Origin of the sequence: Streptomyces lucensis JCM 4490 (genome assembly GCF_014650035.1) — a bacterium.
GTDB classification, from domain to species: domain Bacteria; phylum Actinomycetota; class Actinomycetes; order Streptomycetales; family Streptomycetaceae; genus Streptomyces; species Streptomyces lucensis.
Window position 1 is genome coordinate 37,919 of the sequence record NZ_BMUE01000016.1, and the last position, 16,966, is coordinate 54,884.

The 16,966-nt window shown below is 72.5% G+C and carries 14 protein-coding genes; 6 read left to right on the plus strand and 8 right to left on the minus strand.

Features of this window, described 5'->3' with window-relative positions; genetic code table 11:
* The first annotated feature begins 20 nt into the window (after positions 1 to 20).
* Positions 21 to 680: a DUF3618 domain-containing protein gene (locus IE177_RS28585; RefSeq protein WP_190018350.1), complete on the plus strand. Its 660-nt coding sequence runs from the start codon at positions 21 to 23 to the stop codon at positions 678 to 680.
* Between the two features lie 90 nt (positions 681 to 770).
* Here IE177_RS28585 and IE177_RS28590 read toward each other — a convergent pair whose 3' ends face one another.
* Positions 771 to 2,597 (minus strand): DUF8508 domain-containing protein, encoded by a 1,827-nt coding sequence (locus IE177_RS28590; protein ID WP_190018351.1) that lies wholly within the window; start codon positions 2,595 to 2,597, stop codon positions 771 to 773.
* Positions 2,598 to 2,864: 267 nt separating this feature from the next.
* Between IE177_RS28590 and IE177_RS28595 the strand changes: the two genes are divergently transcribed.
* The 5 genes from IE177_RS28595 to IE177_RS28615 all read left to right on the plus strand — a co-directional run bounded on the left by IE177_RS28595 (position 2,865) and on the right by IE177_RS28615 (position 9,392).
* Positions 2,865 to 4,292, plus strand: a complete 1,428-nt coding sequence (locus IE177_RS28595; protein ID WP_190018352.1) for a hypothetical protein — start codon at positions 2,865 to 2,867, stop codon at positions 4,290 to 4,292.
* A 185-nt stretch (positions 4,293 to 4,477) separates the two neighbouring features.
* Complete coding sequence (locus tag IE177_RS28600; protein ID WP_190018353.1) at positions 4,478 to 5,929, plus strand: alkaline phosphatase PhoX; 1,452 nt, start codon at positions 4,478 to 4,480, stop codon at positions 5,927 to 5,929.
* A 478-nt stretch (positions 5,930 to 6,407) separates the two neighbouring features.
* Complete coding sequence (locus tag IE177_RS28605; protein ID WP_190018354.1) at positions 6,408 to 7,988, plus strand: TROVE domain-containing protein; 1,581 nt, start codon at positions 6,408 to 6,410, stop codon at positions 7,986 to 7,988.
* Positions 7,989 to 8,115: 127 nt separating this feature from the next.
* Positions 8,116 to 8,757 carry a 2'-5' RNA ligase family protein gene (locus tag IE177_RS28610; RefSeq protein WP_190018355.1) on the plus strand — a complete coding sequence of 214 codons (642 nt, stop codon included), beginning with the start codon at positions 8,116 to 8,118 and terminating at the stop codon, positions 8,755 to 8,757.
* A gap of 68 nt (positions 8,758 to 8,825) precedes the next feature.
* Positions 8,826 to 9,392 carry a TetR/AcrR family transcriptional regulator gene (locus IE177_RS28615; protein WP_190018356.1) on the plus strand — a complete coding sequence of 189 codons (567 nt, stop codon included), beginning with the start codon at positions 8,826 to 8,828 and terminating at the stop codon, positions 9,390 to 9,392.
* Positions 9,393 to 9,463: 71 nt separating this feature from the next.
* Here the strand turns inward: IE177_RS28615 and IE177_RS28620 are convergent, their stop codons facing one another.
* The 7 genes from IE177_RS28620 to IE177_RS28650 form a co-directional block, all read right to left on the minus strand.
* A complete protein-coding gene (locus tag IE177_RS28620; RefSeq protein WP_190018357.1) occupies positions 9,464 to 10,705 on the minus strand; it encodes a TerD family protein in 1,242 nt (413 codons plus the stop codon).
* Between the two features lie 60 nt (positions 10,706 to 10,765).
* Entirely contained in the window at positions 10,766 to 11,755 is a 990-nt protein-coding gene (locus IE177_RS28625; RefSeq protein WP_190018358.1) for a zinc-dependent alcohol dehydrogenase family protein, read from the minus strand.
* Positions 11,752 to 12,597 carry a carbohydrate ABC transporter permease gene (locus IE177_RS28630; protein ID WP_190018359.1) on the minus strand — a complete coding sequence of 282 codons (846 nt, stop codon included), beginning with the start codon at positions 12,595 to 12,597 and terminating at the stop codon, positions 11,752 to 11,754. Before IE177_RS28630 ends, IE177_RS28625 begins: the two co-directional genes overlap by 4 nt.
* Complete coding sequence (locus tag IE177_RS28635; RefSeq protein ID WP_190018360.1) at positions 12,594 to 13,532, minus strand: carbohydrate ABC transporter permease; 939 nt, start codon at positions 13,530 to 13,532, stop codon at positions 12,594 to 12,596. Before IE177_RS28635 ends, IE177_RS28630 begins: the two co-directional genes overlap by 4 nt.
* Complete coding sequence (locus IE177_RS28640) at positions 13,529 to 14,896, minus strand: ABC transporter substrate-binding protein (protein ID WP_190018361.1); 1,368 nt, start codon at positions 14,894 to 14,896, stop codon at positions 13,529 to 13,531. The genes IE177_RS28635 and IE177_RS28640 overlap by 4 nt, the downstream gene beginning before the upstream one ends.
* Positions 14,897 to 15,019: 123 nt before the next feature.
* Positions 15,020 to 15,790 (minus strand): DeoR/GlpR family DNA-binding transcription regulator, encoded by a 771-nt coding sequence (locus IE177_RS28645; RefSeq protein ID WP_190018362.1) that lies wholly within the window; start codon positions 15,788 to 15,790, stop codon positions 15,020 to 15,022.
* Between the two features lie 269 nt (positions 15,791 to 16,059).
* On the minus strand, positions 16,060 to 16,869 hold the full coding sequence (locus IE177_RS28650) for an NAD-dependent epimerase/dehydratase family protein (RefSeq protein ID WP_190018363.1): 810 nt from the start codon (positions 16,867 to 16,869) through the stop codon (positions 16,060 to 16,062).
* Positions 16,870 to 16,966 lie beyond the last annotated feature (97 nt).

Below are 16,966 nucleotides of genomic sequence, written 5' to 3' on the forward strand. Positions count from 1 at the left end.
GATAGGGAAAGGGCACACCGATGACGGACAGCACCCCGCAGGGATCGGGCGCCAAGGGCCCCGACGAGCTGCGCCGGCAGGTCGAGCAGACCAGGAACCAGCTCGGCGACACCGTCGCACAGCTGGTGGAGAAGACCGATGTGAAGGGCCGGGCGCGCGCCCGGGCCGCGGACCTGAGGGACAAGGCCGGTGCCATGACCGTCCAGCTGCGCGCGAGCGCCGCGCACGCCGGTCACACCGTGCAGGACAAGGCGGCCAGGACAGGGCACCTGGTGCACGACAGGGCCGGGCACGCCGGTCATGTCGTCCAGGACCGGGCCAGCCGGGCCGGTCACGCCGTGCAGCACCGGGCCGGGCAGGCCGGCCACGCCGTGCACGACTCCGTCCCGCGGACGCTGCGTGACACGCTGCGCGCGGCCGGGCGGCATCCGGTGCCGGTTCTGGCCGCCGGCGTGCTGGGGGCGGCCGCCGTCGCGGTGGGCGTCGCCCGGCGCAGGCCCCCGGAGCCGACGGGAATCGCCCGGTACCGGTACGCGGTGGCGGCGGGCGTCGCTCGCTACAGGCGGGCCATGGCGACGGACATCGCCCGGTACAGGCGGGCCATGGATGCGGAGATCGCCCGGTACAGGCGGGCCATGGAGACGGAGATCGCCCGGCGCGGGCGGCACGACCCCTGCTGACCGCCTCAGGGACACCGCACGGGTCGGTGCGAGGACCGGATGGACGGGGCCGGCCGAACGGTGTGTTCGGCCGGCCCCGAACCGATGGAGCTACGGACGGAACCGCAGCACCTGCGGGTCGTGGTCGCTGATCTGGTCGTTGAACTCCGAGTTGACGTGCACGCTGTCGTACTCGAAGTCGCAGCCGCGCCGGATCGCCGGGCTGATCAGGATCTGGTCCAGGACCTGCTGGTTGCCCTGGTAGTCATAGGTGTAACGCTCGCTCCTCGGCAGCGACTTGATCGCCGACCACAGCTCGCCGTCGCCCTCCAGGATCTTCGCGGTCCCGGAGAACTCGAAGTCGTTCATGTCGCCGAGGGCGATGACGTCGGCGTTCTTCTGGACGTCCAGGAGGTTCTTGACGAACGCGTGCACCACGGCCGCCTGCGCGTGGCGCTGGACCTCCGAGCTGCGCACCGGCGGCTGGTACTGGGAGGCCAGTCCCTGGTCGCCGCCCTTGGAGTTGAGGTGGTTGGCGATCACGAAGACCGACTTGCCGCGGAAGACGAACTCGCCGGCCAGCGGCTTGCGGCTGTTCGCCCAGGCCGCGTTCGCCGGGTCGATCCGGCCCGGGGAGGCCGTCAGCTGTGCCTTGCCGTGCACCTTGGTGACACCGACCGCGGTGGTCGAGTCGCCGCCCGCGCGGTCCGTGAAGGACACCCGCTCGGGGTTGAACAGGAACACCTGGCGGATGTTGCCGCCGGGCTCGCCGCCGTCCTGGTCGTTGACCGGGTCGATGGCGCGCCAGTCGTACTTCGGGCCGCCGGCCGCGACGATCGCGTCGATCAGCTTGGTCACGGTCTGGCTCGCATCGACCGTGCCGTCGTCCTTGGCGCCGTTGTCGTCCTGGATCTCCTCCAGGGACACGATGTCCGGCGACTGCAGGTGGTTCACGATCGCGGAGGCGTGCTTGTCGAACGTGGCGTCCGACGGGTCGAGGTTCTCGACGTTGTACGTCGCCACCGCCAGCTCGCGGCTCGACTGCCTGCGCGTCGTCTCGCGCTCCAGACCGGCGCTGTCCAGCGTGCCCAGCTTGCTCGCGACGAGGGTGTAGCCGCCGTACTGGTTGAAGTCCAGCGGGCCGGTGGTGGCGCCCTCCAGGGTGTCACCGACGTTCGCCTTCGGGAAGTCGGCGGTGGCGCCGAGCGACTGGACCTGCAGCCGGCCGGTGTTCTGGGACGTGTAGGAGCCGTAGACCGTGCCGCCGCGGCGGTTGCGGTGCTCCCACGGCTTCACGGTGACCCACAGCTCGCTGTACGGGTCGGTCGCGGTGACCACGCGGGCGTCGGCGACCTGGACGTTCATGCCCTCGAGGGACTCGTAGTAGTCCAGGGCGTACGCCGACGGGTCCAGGGTCAGGCCGTTGACGGAGCCGGCGGCGGCCGTGTCGCCCTGCGGGGCGTAGGCGTCCGGCACCGCGTCCTCGTCGACCACGACCGGCGCCGGAACGGCGTTGCCGGTGGAGACGGTGGCGACCGTCGGCTTGGTGATCTCCGTCAGCGACTGGTTGCCGGACGAGGCGCCGCCCGGGACGTACTCGGAGACCGTGCCGGTCACCGTCACCGAGTCGCCGACGGCGGCCTTCGGCGTGGAGCCGGTGAAGACGAACACGCCTTCGCTGGTGGCCGGGTTGTCGTCCGGAGCCGCGTCCTGCAGCCAGAAGCCCTTGGAGGAGCCGTAGGTGCGGACGGCCGTGACGATGCCGGGCACGTCCGTGACCTTCTGCCCGGCGAACGGCGATATCCGGGTCGTGCCCTGGATGTCGTGGACGCGCACCGACTCGGCGTGCGCGGGGGAAGTGAGGACGACGGCGGACGCCGCGCTGCAGACGGCGGCGACGGTGAGCGCGGCGAGGCGCGCGGAAGACCTGCTCGGCAAGGAAATCCCTCCGGGGACGTGACGATGCGCCGGGACGAGGGTGGAACGGGAGCGTGTGGGGCCCGTAGCCCTCAGTGACGCCCGTAGAGCCGAGTGAACAGTTGTCCCCCCAACTTCTACGCGCGTCAATGTCCTGCCTGAGCCCGGGAGTTGTCAAGGTTTCGGCCAGGTGCGGCCCCCGGCGGGGAGATGAACCGGGCGGCATGGGTGGAAATCCGTCTAGGCTGAGCGGCTGAGCCCGTTTCACGGTCCGAGGAGAACCAGCCGATGTCAGACAGCTCCCCCCTGCCGCCCGTTCGGCTGCACCCCGAAGCGGAGCTGGCGCGCGCCGCGCTGTCCACGCCGGTGCTCTCCCGCGCCGCCCGTCTCGCCCGCTGGGCCGGATCCGGAACCCGCGTGGACGCCGGCGGCGGACTGGTCGACGAACAGCTTCCGGACGCCGCCGGACTCCTCGGGCTGAGCGGCGACGACGCCGCCGCCTGCGCGAGCGAGGCCTGGCGGGTCGCCGTGGACGCGGGCCTGGTCGAGATCGTGGACGAGGACGCCGGGACGGTCCGGGCCGGGGCCGCGCTGGCCCGGCTCACCGGTGGCTCCCCGCACGACGTGCTCACCGTGTGGCTCGCCGCCCTGGAGACGATCGTGGCGGACGCGAGCGTGCCCGACCTGGACGATCTGGTCGACGCCCTGGACGAGGGCGGACAGGTCGATTTCTCGTCACTCGACTGGGACCCGGAGGCCGAGGCGGACTTCCTCGACGGAGTCCTCGGCAACCTCTACCTGCTGACCGTCAGTGAGGACGGCCCCGGCGAGGCGGCGGTCCCGCTGCCCGCCCTGGCCGCGTCGGTGATCGTGCCGGACGGCATGGGCGAGCCCAGCAACGACGTCCTGGAACAGGTCTCCGACGCGATGATGCGGCTCGACGACCAGTTCCGGATGCTGGAGCCGATCGGGCTGGTCGAGTACCAGCCGGTGGACGAGGCGCTGATGGCCGACGCCGACGAGGAGCCCGCCGCCCCGGTGGACGACACCGACGTCTCCCGCTACGGCATGGTGCGCCTCACCCCGCTCGGCGTCTACGGGCTGCGGACGCGGCTGCTGGAAGCCGGCGTCACGGCGCCCGCCGTCGGTGAACTCGTCGACAAGGGCGCGGACGCGCTGCTCGACGGCACGGCGGGCTTCGGGCAGGCCGCTGCCCGGGCCGAGACCGAGCAGTGGCTGGCCCGACGAGAATCACTGGCCGCCGCACGGGAGTTGCTGGCGGCGGCGCGCGGAGCGGACGCCGGGGCGCCGCTGCGCAGGCTGCGCTGCCAGCAGGCGCTGTCGCTGGTGGGCCCGGAGGCCGAGCCGGCGCTGCGGGAGGTCCTCGACGATCCCGAACTGGGCGGTCTCGCCCGGGTGTGGCTGAGCGAACGGGGCGCCGCCGAGGTGCCGGCGCCCTCGCCGGAGCTGGTCTTCTGGCTGACCATCGACACGGTCGCCGCGCAGTTGCAGGCCGAGGGGAACTCGGACGAGCTGCAGGCGCTGGTGGAGGGGCTCGCCGAGCAGCACAGCGGGTTCTTCGCCGCGGCCTGGCGGGTGGGCCATCCCGCCACCGCGGACGTGCTGGAGGCGATGGGCCGGCTGCACCCCGACAGGAAGGTGGCCAAGGAGGCCCGCAAGGCCGCGTTCAAGGCGCGCTCCCAGCAAGGGAGTTGACGGACCCGGCTGGCGGCGGACGCGATCGGTGCGCGGCCGGGCCGCGGTGCGGTGCACACGGGTTCGCGAACCCGGGCCCGTGAAGTAGCACTGCGTTCAACTGCCGTTCAGAAGTGGACGGGAACGTGTGCGCCGAACCGAGGCCCCCCACCCTCCACGGCACCGACACCGTCACAGGAGACACCATGCCGCTCACCCGCAGGGACTTCGCCAGAAAATCCGCGATCACCGGTGCCGGGGTCGCCCTCGCGGGCAGCGTCGGCGCGCTCGCCACCGCGCCGAACGCCCTCGCGTCCACGGAGACCGACGCCGAGGGCGTGGACGGCGCGCCGGCGCACGGCCACCACGGCGTCGGCTACGGACCGCTGCTCCCCGACCCGGACGGCATCCTCGCCCTGCCCGAGGGCTTCGAGTACCGGATCATCACCTACAGCGGCCGGACCACGCTGGAGTCCGGCGAGTTCACCCCGTCCAACCACGACGGCACCGCCACCTTCGACGGCCCCCGCGGTACCACCCTCCTCGTCAACAACCACGAACTGGCCGGCGCCCGCGCCCAGTGGCCGCACCCGGTGCCGCTCACCGAGGGCCTCGTCTACGACCCGGCGGCGGCCGGCGGCTGCACCGTCGTCGAGGTCCGCCGCGGCGGCGAGGTCGCCGAGTGGGTCGGCATCGCCGGCACCGCCACCAACTGCGCGGGTGGCAGGACCCCGTGGGGCACCTGGCTGACCTGTGAGGAGACCGAGGACAAGGCCGGTAAGAACGGCTTCACCAAGGACCACGGCTACGTCTTCGAGGTCGACCCTGAGGACCGGCGGGCCAACCGCGACCCGAAGCCGATCAAGGCGCTCGGCCGCTACGCCCACGAGGCCGTCGTCGTCGACCCCAAGCGCGGCCACCTCTTCCTCACCGAGGACGCGTCCGGCCCCAACGGCCTGCTCTACCGCTGGACCCCGCCGGAGGGCTTCCGCCACGGCCGCGGCCGGCTGCGCACCCTCGCCGACGACGCCGGCGTGCTCCAGGCCTTCAAGTGCTTCGACTCCGGGGGCCAGTTCGTGGACGACCTGTCCCGCGCCACGAAGACCGGCACCGTCTACGGCGTCGACTGGGTGGACGTCCCCGACCGCGACGCCCGGACCGTCTCCGTGCGCAAGCAGTTCACCGACGGCCAGGTCACCCGCGCCCGCAAGCTGGAGGGCATGTGGTGGGGTGACGGCGGCGCCTACATCGTCTCCTCCTTCGCCCGCGCGGAGAGCCCCGTCCAGCACGACGGGCAGGTCTGGTTCTACGACCCCAAGCGCCGCACTCTGACCCTCAAGGTCCTGCTCGGCGTGAACCCCGCCCCGGCCGCGGACGGCGCCTTCGACGGGCCCGACAACATCACGGTCTCCCCGTACGGCGGCCTGGTCATCGCCGAGGACGGCGAGGGCGTCCAGCACCTGTTCGGGGCCACCGACAGCGGCCGCACCTACCCGATCGCCCGCAACGAGCTGAACATCGGCACCGACGAGGCGCCCGAGTACAGCGAGTTCACCGGCGTCACCTTCTCGCCCGACGGCCGCACCCTGTTCGCCAACATCCAGACGCCGGGCATCATGCTGGCCATCACGGGGCCCTGGAAGCGGCAGAAGCGGTAATCAATTCATTCGCGCGACCCGCGGCCGTCCTCCTAGGGTGATGCACGTCCAGGTGCGACAGGCAGGACCTACTTCCGCTGATAACGGGGAGGCCGCGGGTTCGAATCCCGCCACCGGTACGACAGGCCGGTGTAGCTCAGGGGCAGAGCACCAACACGTCGGTTCCGCCGCCCTCGGTCTCTGGACACACGAACTCACGCACCTCCCGGTGCGAGGCGACGGCTGCTTCTCCGCCAGGAGATCACCACCGTTGCCGGCCCGACCTCGGGAGGCGTGGCACATGGTGGGTGTCCGGTGCGCAGGCAGCGGTTACTCCATCGGATCGGACGGTTGCGGGTTCGAGTCCCGTCGACGACCACTGGGTCGGTGTAGCTCAATCGGCAGAGCATCCGGAAAAGTCCGTCGCCGACCTCGGTTCTCGGGCACCCTCCATTTGCCGCGCTCTCCCGGACACGACACGAATTCGGGGGAATTCACCATGGCGCGATTCAACACGCGAGCCGCCAAGGCGCAGCCGACGTCGGCGGTGATCTCGACCGGCCGCACCCTGCGGACCCACCAGGGCGGGCGCGGCCAGGAGCGCGACCCGCGCTCGGAGCTGTTCCTCCTCGCGGTGTCCCACTTCGTCGCGGACACGTTCTACGAGAAGGCCGAGGACCGCGACGCCCGGTACACCCGCCTCGTGCGCGATCTCGCCGTGAGCGACGCGGCCTGGACGGCCGGCCTGCTGAGCTGGCTGCGCGGTGAGGGCAACATGCGCACGGCCGCGGTCGTGGGCGCCGCCGAGTACGTCCACGCACGCCTAGCGGCCGGCGCGACCGGCGGGCCGGCGAACCGGCAGGTCGTCCAGAGCGTGCTGCGCCGCCCGGACGAGCCGGGCGAACTGCTGGCGTACTGGACGTCGACGTACGGCCGTGCCGTGCCCAAGCCCGTCAAGCGCGGTGTCGCCGACGCCGTGCGCCGGCTGTACCACGCCAAGTCGCTGCTGAAGTACGACACCGCGTCCAGGGGTTACCGTTTCGGCGACATCCTCAACCTCGTGCACGCCTCGCCGGACCCGGACAAGCCGTGGCAGGGCGACCTGTTCCGGTACGCGCTCGACCGGCGGCACCACCCGGAGACGGCGGTGCCGCCCGCCGCGCTGCCGGTGCTCACCGCACACCGCGAGCTGATGGCCCTGCCGGTCGCCGAGCGGCGGGCGGTCGTCACGGCACCCGGTGGCGCCGAGCGGCTGGCCGCGGCCGGGATCACCTGGGAGGCGCTGGCCGGCTGGCTGCAGGGACCGATGGACAGGGCGGCCTGGGAGGCCGTGATCCCGTCGATGGGCCCGATGGCACTGGTCCGCAACCTGCGCAACTTCGACGAGGCCGGGGTCTGCGACGAGGCCGCCGCCCAGGTCGCGGCACGGATCAGCGACCCGGAGCAGGTGGCGCGCTCGCGGCAGTTCCCCTTCCGCTACCTGGCCGCCTACCAGCACGCGCCCTCGCTGCGCTGGTCCTACCCGCTGGAGCGGGCGCTCGGCCACTCGCTGGCCAACGTGCCCGCGCTGCCGGGCCGGACGCTGGTGCTCGTCGACCGGTCGGGCTCGATGTTCTGGTCGCGGCTGTCCGAGCGGTCGCAGCTCAGCCGGGCCGACGCGGCGGCGATCTTCGGCACCGCGCTCGCGCTGCGGGCGGCCGACGCCGATCTCGTGCAGTTCGGCTCGACCAGCGAGCGGGTGGGGTACCGCACGGGCGAGTCGGTGCTGAAGGTCCTGGACCGCTTCGGCGACCTGGGCGGCACCGACACCACCGAGGCGGTGCGCCGGCACTACAGGGGGCACGACCGGGTGCTGATCGTCACCGACGAGCAGTACGCCCCGAACCGGCACGGTGACCCGACCGCCCAGATCCCCGCCCACGTCCCGGTCTACACCTGGAACCTGGAGGGCTACCAGGCGGGCCACGGCCCGTCGGGCACGGGGAACCGGCACACCTTCGGCGGCCTGTCGGACGCGGCCTTCCGGATGGTGCCGCTGCTGGAGGCCGCCCGTGACGCCCGCTGGCCGTGGGAGTCCTGAACCCACAGCCGGCCGGTGGACGTGGCCCGCACTGCTACGGGGGGTGCGGGCCACACTCCTGCCCGGGGCGCCTCGTCCCTTGGGCCTGCGCCGACGCGCTCCGGGGCGGCAGGGCCATGATGGAGACGTGCCCCGTCCCCCGGCGCCGGGCCCGGCCGCGGTTCCGGGCCGCCTCGAGTCGGCGCCCACGCCCCGGACCGCCGTCGCCTGGCTGCCGCCGGCCGTGCTGTGGCCCGCCATCCAGGGCGTCCGTGCCGAGCACGACCCGCAGATACGCCGCTGGCCGCCCCACGTGAACCTGCTCTTCGGCTTCGTACCGGAGGAGGACTTCCCGGCGGCGCTCCCGCTGCTGGCCGCCGCGGCCGCGGAGCGCGAGCCCTTCGACATCCGGCTCGGCGGTGTCCGTTCCTTCCGCCACCGGGCATACGCGACCGTGTGGCTCGACCCCGCGGCGGACGGCGCCGCACCGTGGACGGAGCTGCGGCGCGCGCTGGCGGAGCCCTTCCCGTACTGCGCGGACCGCTTCCCGCGCTTCACCCCGCACCTCTCGCTCGGCCGCACCCGGGCCCCGCGCGAGCTGGCGGCCGAATGCGCCGCCCGGCTCGGCGTGCTGCAGGCGCGGGTGGCCGGGATCGCCGTGCTGTCCCGCCGCGGTGACGGCCCCATGCGCACCCGCGCCACGATCGCCCTGGGCACCGGTTCGGTAGTCCGCCGGACCGGCCCGGACCCGGCCGCCACCTGCGGGTACGAGTCGCCGGAACGGTACTGACCGCTCGGCGGCGCGCGGGCTCCCGGTAGTGTGCGCGAGAGGATCCCCGGTTCCCAAGGAGTACGTGGATGGCGCAGGCCAGGCCCATGCGCGCGGACGCTCGGCGCAATTACGAGCGGTTGCTGCAGGTGGCGGCGGAGGCCTTCGCCGAGCACGGGGAGAACGCGTCGCTGGAGCGGATCGCCAGGCGGGCGGGCGTCGGCGCGGGCACGCTCTACCGGCACTTCCCGACCCGGCACGCGCTGCTGGAGGCGGCGTACGTGGACCGGATCGAGGCGCTGGGCAGGCGGGCCGACGAGCTGGCGCAGCGGTTGCCGCCGGGAGAGGCGCTGACCGAGTGGCTGCACGAGCTGTGCGTCGCCACCATCCAGCTGCGGGGCATGAAGGCCCTGCTGGGGGCGGCGGTCGCGGACGGTGGCGCGGCTGCGGCGACGGCCTGCGGTACGGCGGTGCAGGGCGCGGCGGGCCGGCTGGTGGCGGCGGCGCGGGCGCAGGGTGCCGTGCGCGCCGACCTGGAGCCGATCGAGCTGCTGCGGCTCGCGCACGGGGTGGCCACGGCCTCGGAGCTGGCGAACAGGCGGGGCGAGGAGATCCGCCGGTACCTGACGCTGCTGACGGAGGGGCTGCGGCCGTAGCCCACAGGGGTACGACGCCCGTGGGGGCGGGGGAGGGGCCGGTGCCGGCTCCCCGCCCGCCGCCGTGGGGGCTACAGCGCCAGCGCTCCGGGCTCGACCATGTTGCGCACCGTCCGTGCCTTCACGAAGTCGCCCATCGCGGTCATGTCCCACTCGCCGGAGAACTGGCGGATGAGCTTGGCCATCATCACGCCGGTCTGCGGCTCGGCGTGGGTGAGGTCGAAGCGGACCAGTTCCTCGCCGGTCGCCGGGTCGACAAGGCGGCAGTAGGCCTTGGCGACCTCGGTGAACTTCTGGCCGGAGAAGGAGTTCACCGTGAAGACGAGTCCGGTGACCTCCTGGGGCAGCCGGCCGAGGTCGACCACGATGACCTCGTCGTCGCCGCCGCCCTCGCCGGTCAGGTTGTCACCGGAGTGCTTCACCGCGCCGCTCAGGATCGACAGCTTGCCGAAGTAGCAGCTGTCGACGTGGTTGCGCTGCGGGCCGTAGGCGATGACCGAGGCGTCCAGGTCGATGTCCGCGCCGCGGAAGGCGGGCTCCCAGCCGAGGCCCATCTGCACCCGGGAGAGCAGTGGGCGGCCGCCCTTGACCAGGGAGACGGTCTGGTTCTTCTGCAGGCTGACCCGGCCCTTGTCCAGGTTGATCTTCCCGGCGCCCGGGGCCGGCGGGGCCGGGGCCGCGGGCGGCGCCGGCGGGGTCACCTGGGACTGCATGGCGGGCGGCGGGGGAGCCACGGGCCGCGGCGGGGTGCCCGGGTGCGGCGGGGCGACCGGCTGCGGGGGTGCGGCCGGCTGGGGCGGGGCGGTCGGCGCGGACGCCGGTTCCTCCACCGTCACACCGAAGTCCGTCGCGATGCCCGCCAGCCCCTCGGCGTACCCCTGGCCGACCGCGCGGGCCTTCCACTGGCCGTTGCGACGGTAGATCTCCACGACCACCAGGGCGGTCTCGGTGCCCAGGCGCGGCGGCGTGAACGTGGCGAGTTCCGTGCCGCCGTCCGCGTCGCGGATCGTCGCCGTCGGCTCGATGCCCTGGAAGGTCTGGCCTGCCGCGTCGGGGCTGGCCGTGACCACGATCTTCTCGATGTCCGCGGGCACCGCGGCGGTGTCCACCGTGATCGCGTCGGGGGCCGCCCCGCCGCCGGACCGGTACGTCACGCCCGGTCCGGCAGGCTGGTTGTAGAAGATGAAGTCGTCGTCGGAACGCACCTTGCCGTCGGCGGTGAGCAGCAGGCCCGACACGTCGAGCCGCACCGGGGCGGCGACGTCCACCGTCACACGCGCGGTGGAGAGAGGGATGTTCGAGCCAGGGGTCATAGCTGTCATGCCGGGTGAACGAACGACACCGCTTTACCGTTCCCTTACCCGCCGAACGGGTTACGGCACCACGAGGATCTTGCGCCCCACCCCCGCCGCGAACTGCTCCAGCGCCTGCGGGTACCGCTCCAGCGGGATCCGGTCGCTGATGAACACGTCGGGGTCCAGCACGCCGTTCGCGAACAGCTCCGCCGCCCGCTCGAAGCTGTGCAGCACCGCCATGGAGCCGGTGATGGTGATCTCCTGGTTGTAGATCCGGTACGGGTCGATGGTCACGCGTGTCGCGGAGTCGGACACCCCGAACTGCAGGAACGTGCCCGCCTTCGCCACCCGGCCGAGGCCGTCCTGGATCGCGGCCGCGTTGCCGGTCGCGTCGATGACGAGGTCCCAGCCCTGCGGCCGGTCCAGCTCGTCCGCGTTCGCGGCCGACGCCGTGACGCCGAGGCGCCGCGCCGTCTCCAGCCGGCCCGGGTTCCGGTCGACGACGTCCACCCGGGCCGCGCCCGTCCGCTTGGCCAGCTCCAGCATCATCAGTCCCATCGTCCCGGAGCCGTAGACCAGGACGTGGGCGCCGAGGCGCGACCGGAGCACGTCGTAGCCGCGCACCGCGCAGGACAGCGGCTCGATCAGGGCCGCGTCCTCGGTGCGCACGTGCTCGGGCAGCTTCACGCAGTTCGCCACGGGGGCCACCGCGTACCGGGCGGCTCCGCCGGCCGTCGTCACGCCGATCGCGGCATAGCGCTCGCACAGGTTGTTGTGGCCGGTACGGCAGTAGCGGCATTCGTGGCAGTGCAGGTTCGGGTCCACGGCCACCCGGTCGCCGACCGCGACCTCCGTGACCCGGGTGCCGGTGCCGACCACCGTACCCGCGAACTCGTGCCCGGGGACGATGGGCAGCTTGGGGGCGAACTCGCCCTGGAGGATGTGCAGATCGGTGCCGCACAGGCCGCAGGCGGCGACCTCCACGACGACCTCGCGGGGTCCCGGCGTCGGGTCGGGGACCTCGGTGACGACGGCGCGCCCCACGGACTCGATGACGGCGGCCTTCATTTCACGGCTCCCAGCGACAGGCCCTGGACCAGCTTGTCCTGGGCGGCGAACCCCGCGGCGAGCACCGGCAGGGAGACGACGAGCGACGCGGCGCACACCTTGGCCAGGAACAGGCCCTGGCTGGTGATGAAGCCGGTCAGGAAGACGGGGGCGGTCTCGGCGACCACGCCCGTGAGGACCCGGGCGAACAGCAGCTCGTTCCAGCTGAAGATGAAGCAGATCAGGGCGGTCGCCGCGATGCCGGGCAGGGCGATCGGGGCCACCACGCGGGCGAGGATCACCGGCAGCCGGGCGCCGTCGACCCGCGCCGCCTCGATGACGGCCACCGGCACCTCGGCGAGGAAGGACTGCATCATCCACACCGCGATCGGCAGGTTCATGGAGGTGTAGAGGACGACCAGGAGCCAGATGTTGTCGAGCAGCCCGGCGTTCTTCGCGAAGAGGTAGACCGGCAGCAGGCCCGCCACGGCCGGCAGCATCTTCGTGGAGAGGAAGAAGAACAGCACGTCCGTCCACTTACGCACCGGCCGGATCGACAGCGCGTAGGCCGCGGGGAGGGCGAGCAGCAGCACGCAGGCGGTGGAGACCACCGAGGCCACCGTGGAGTTGATCAGCGCGGGCCAGGGGCTCGCCCCGCCGCCGGTGCCGAAGAACTCGCGGTAGCCGTCCAGGGTGAGGGAGGCGGCGAAGGAGGGCGGGTTGGTCGCCGCGTCCGCCTCGGAGTGGAAGGACGTCAGGGCCATCCAGGCGATGGGCAGGAAGAACAGGATGCCGGCCAGCCAGGCCACCAGGCCCAGGCCGGTTCCGGTGCGCACCCTGCGCTTGACGACGGTGTCGCTCATGCGCGGGACACCTCCTCGCGGAACAGGGACGACACCACGCGCAGGGCGAGGGTCGCGATGACGATCGAGCCGATGACCACCAGGACGCCCGCCGCCGAGGCGAGCCCGTTCTCGTGGGCCTGGTAGAAGCTCTGGTAGACGGTGTAGGGCAGGTTGGCGGTGCCGAGACCGCCGGAGGTGATCGTGAAGACCGCGTCGAAGTTCTGGACGATGTAGATCGACCCGAGCAGGGCGCCGAGTTCCAGGTAGCGGCGCAGGTGGGGCAGGGTCAGGTGGCGGAAGATCTGCCAGTCGCTCGCGCCGTCGACCCGGGCGGCCTCTATCTGCTGCTGGTCCCGGCTCTGCAGTCCGGCCAGCAGGATCAGCATCATGAACGGCGTCCACTGCCACACCAGGGAGGCCTCGACCGCGAGCAGCGGGGTGTGCGAGATCCAGTCCGGCTGGGGACCGCCCACATAGTGCAACAAGCCATTGAACAGGCCGTATTCAGGGTTGTAGAGCACATGCTTCCAGAGCAGGGCCGCGGCCACCGGGACCACCAGGAACGGGGCGATGAGCAGGGTCCGCACGGCGCCCCTGCCGCGGAAGGGCCGGTCCAGCAGCAGCGCCAGGACCAGTCCCAGCACCAGGCTGGCCAGCACCACCGCCGTCGTGAGCAGCACGGTCGTCCACACCGAGTGGCGCAGGTCCGCGTCGGTGAGCACCTGGTGGTAGTTGTCGAGGCCGGTGAAGCGGCGGGCCCTGGGGTAGAGGGCGTTCCAGTCGAAGAAGGAGATCACCAGCGTGGCCACGAACGGGAGCTGGGTCACCGCGACCATGAAGACCAGGGCCGGCAGCAGCGGGGCGCGGGTGGCCCAGGCGCGCAGCCGGGCCGAGGGCCGCCGGACCTGAGGTGCGGAGGCGGTCGCGATCGGGGCTGTGGTCGTCGCCGTCATCGTCCCTCGTACTCCTCGGAGATCTTCTCGGCGAGGGCCTGCGACTTCCGCAGGGCCGAGCCGACGGACTGGCGCCCGGCGATGGCCGCGCTGATCTCCTGGGAGACCTTCGTGCCGAGGTCGGTGAACTCGGGGATGCCGACGAACTGGATGCCGGGCACGGGACGCGGCTGCACGCCGGGGTCGTCGGGGCGGGCGTTCTCGATGGCCTGCCTGGTCATGTCCTGGAAGGACGCGGCGGCCTTGCGGTAGGCGGCGTTCTCGTACGTCGAGGCCCGTTTGCCGGCCGGGACGTCCGACCAGCCGCTGGTGTCGCCGACCAGCCGCTCGTAGCCCTTGCCCGATGCCCAGGAGACGAACTTCCAGGCCTTGCCGGGGTTGCGGGACGCCTTCTGGATGCCCCAGGCCCAGGTGTAGAGCCAGCCGGAGGACCGGGTCCGCTCCACGGGGGCGGGGGCGTAACCGATCTTGCCCCTGACCGGGGATCCCGCCGCCTCCAGCAGTCCGGCCGCGGAGGTGGCGTCGTACCACATGGCGACCTTCCCCTGGGTCATGTTGTTCAGGCACTCGGCGAAACCGGACTGGGCGGCGCCGGACTCGCCGTGCTCGCGGACCAGGTCGACGTAGAACTTCGTCGCCTTGGTGAACTCCGGTGAGTCCAGCCGCGCCTTCCAGTCCTTGTCGAACCAGGTTCCGCCGAAGGTGTTGACGACCGTGGTGAGCGGTGCCATCACCTCGCCCCAGCCGGGCAGGCCGCGCAGGCAGACGCCCTTCATGCCGGGCCGGGCGCCGTCCGCCTCGGCGGCGAGGCCGGCCACCTGCCGCCAGGTGGGGTGCGCGGGCATCGTCAGGCCCTTCGCCGCGAACACGTCCTTGCGGTACATGAGGAAGGACGACTCGCCGTAGAAGGGCTGTCCGTAGAGCCTGCCGTCGTCGCCGGTGAGGGACTGGCGCATGGACGCGAGGACGTCCTGCTCGTCGTACGACGGGTCCTTGGCGACGTAGCCGTTCATCTCGTGCAGCCAGCCGTTGCGGGCGTAGATGGGTATCTCGTAGTTGGAGAGGGTGGCCACGTCGTACTGGCCGGCCTGGTTGGCGAAGTCCTGGCTGATCTTGTCGCGGACGTCGTTCTCCGGCAGGACCGTGAAGTTGACCTTGATGCCGGTCTCCCGGGTGAAGTGGGCGGCGGTCAGCTTCCGCAACTCGGTCATCTGGGGGTTGTTGACCATCAGCACGTTGATGGAGTCGCCGGAGCCGGTTCCGCCGGCACCGGCCCAGCAGCCGGTGAGCAGAGGGGCGAGCAGCGTCCCGGCGGCGGCCGTGGCGAGCGCGGCTCGCGGCCTCCGTCGGCTCGGGGTGCGCATGGATCACTCCTGGGTGAATGGCGGGATAGGGGGAGATAAGGGGCGCGCGTGGGTGTGCGCGCGCCCGGGGGAGCGGGGAGGAGGGCAGGGGAGGGGAGGGGAGGGGAGGGGACGGTCGGTGGATCAGACCCGGATGACCTGCGGGCCCAGCAGGGAGTAGCGGTGGGCCTCGGCGGCCGGCAGCAGGGTGCTCGTCACGATGGCCTCCAGCGCGTCGATCCCGGCGAACCGGCAGAAGCCGGCCACCCCGAACTTGGTGTGCACGCCGGCGAAGACGGTGCGCCGCGCGGCGCGGACGGCCTGGGCCTTGACCTCGGCGACCGCCGGGTCCGGGGTGGTGAGACCGTGCTCGCGGGAGATGCCGTTGGCGCCGATGTAGGCGAGGTCGATCACGAAGCCCGCCAGCATCTTCGTCGTCCAGTGGTCGACGGTCGCCAGCGTGCCGGCCCGGACCCGGCCGCCGAGGAGCAGGACCGAGACGTGTTCGGCCCCGGCCAGGGCGCCCGCGACCGGGAGGGACGCGGTGACCACGGTCAGCGGCCGGCCGGCAGGCAGGGACTGGGCGATGAGCTGCGGGGTGAAGCCCTCGTCCACGAAGACCGTCTCCGCCTCGCCGAGCAGCTCGGCCGCGGCGGCCGCGATCCGGCGCTTCTCGGGTACGTGGCTGGTGGCGCGGAAGGCGAGCGTCGTCTCGAACCCGGCGCTCTCGACCGGGTGGGCGCCGCCGTGCGTCCGGCGGACCAGGCCGTGGTCCTCCAGTGCGCGCAGGTCGCGCCGGACGGTCTCCCGGGCCACGCCCAGCTCGGCGGCGAGCGCGGTGACGTCGACCGAGCCGGCCGCGCGTGCGGCCCGCACGATCGCGTGCCGGCGTTCCTCCGCCGTCCTGGTGTTCATGCGCTCACCCGCTTCCTTGCCGAGGTGCCCGTTCGGTCCCACGGGAGAAGTTCTACAGCGGGCGTGCGGCGCGGACCAGGTCTGTCGTGCAACCGATCCTGCCCGTGTGTGCCCGTTCGGCGCCTGGTGTGCCCGTCGCGGACCTGCGCGGCCGTTCCGGTGACGGGTGGGATCGGGCGGCCCGGATGCCCGAATGCGGCGGCGGGCGGGCCCGTTCGGTGCCCGCCCGCCGCCGTGAGCGATCGTTTCCGGCCCGCGGGCCGCCCGCGTCAGTACGGCCAGCGGGGCGGGTCGGTCACGAAGTGGCCGCCGAGGTGGCTGTGCGCCGGGTTCTCGGGGTCGAGCTCGCCCTGTTCGGCGATGAGCTTGTTTGCGTAGGGCTCGGAGTCGTCCTGGGGTTCGTAACCGAGCGCCCGCGCGCTCGTGAGGTCCCACCACAGGCGGGTGTTGGCCGAGGAGCCGTGGACCACGGTGTGGCCGACCCCCTCGGCGGTCAGGGCCGCGTGGAAGAGGCGGGCGCCGTCGGCCGGGCTCATCCACACCGAGAGCATGCGCACGCTGGTCGGCTCCGGGAAGCAGGAGCCGATGCGCACGGAGACGGTCTCCAGGCCGTGCTTGTCCCAGTAGAGCTGGGCGAGGTCCTCACCGAAGGACTTGGACAGGCCGTAGAAGGTGTCGGGGCGGCGCGGGGTGCCGACGGGGATCAGCGCCTCGCCCGCGCGCGGGGCGGGGGTGAAACCGACGGCGTGGTTCGAGGAGGCGAAGACGATCCGGGGCACGCCTTCGAGGCGGGCGGCCTCGTACACGTTGTAGGTGCCCTCGATGTTCGACCTCAGGATCTTCCCGAACGGCGCCTCCAGGGAGATGCCCGCGAGATGGATGATCGCGTCCACGCCCCGCACCGCCTCGCGCAGCGAGTCCGCGTCGGTGAGGTCGGCGGTGATCGCGTCGGGCTCGCCCTCGATGGGGCGTACGTCGAACAGGCGCAGCGTGTAGCCGTACTCGGGCAGCAGGGACCGCATCAGGCTGCCGAGCCCGCCGGCGGCGCCGGTGAGCAGGACGGTGCGGGGAGCGGGCATCCTCGGTCTCCTTGATCGCCTCGATCGACTGGTGAACGGCCCTGTGCATGGACACCATTCACATCCGTGGACACGCTAGGAAGGGGTGGCTGATCTC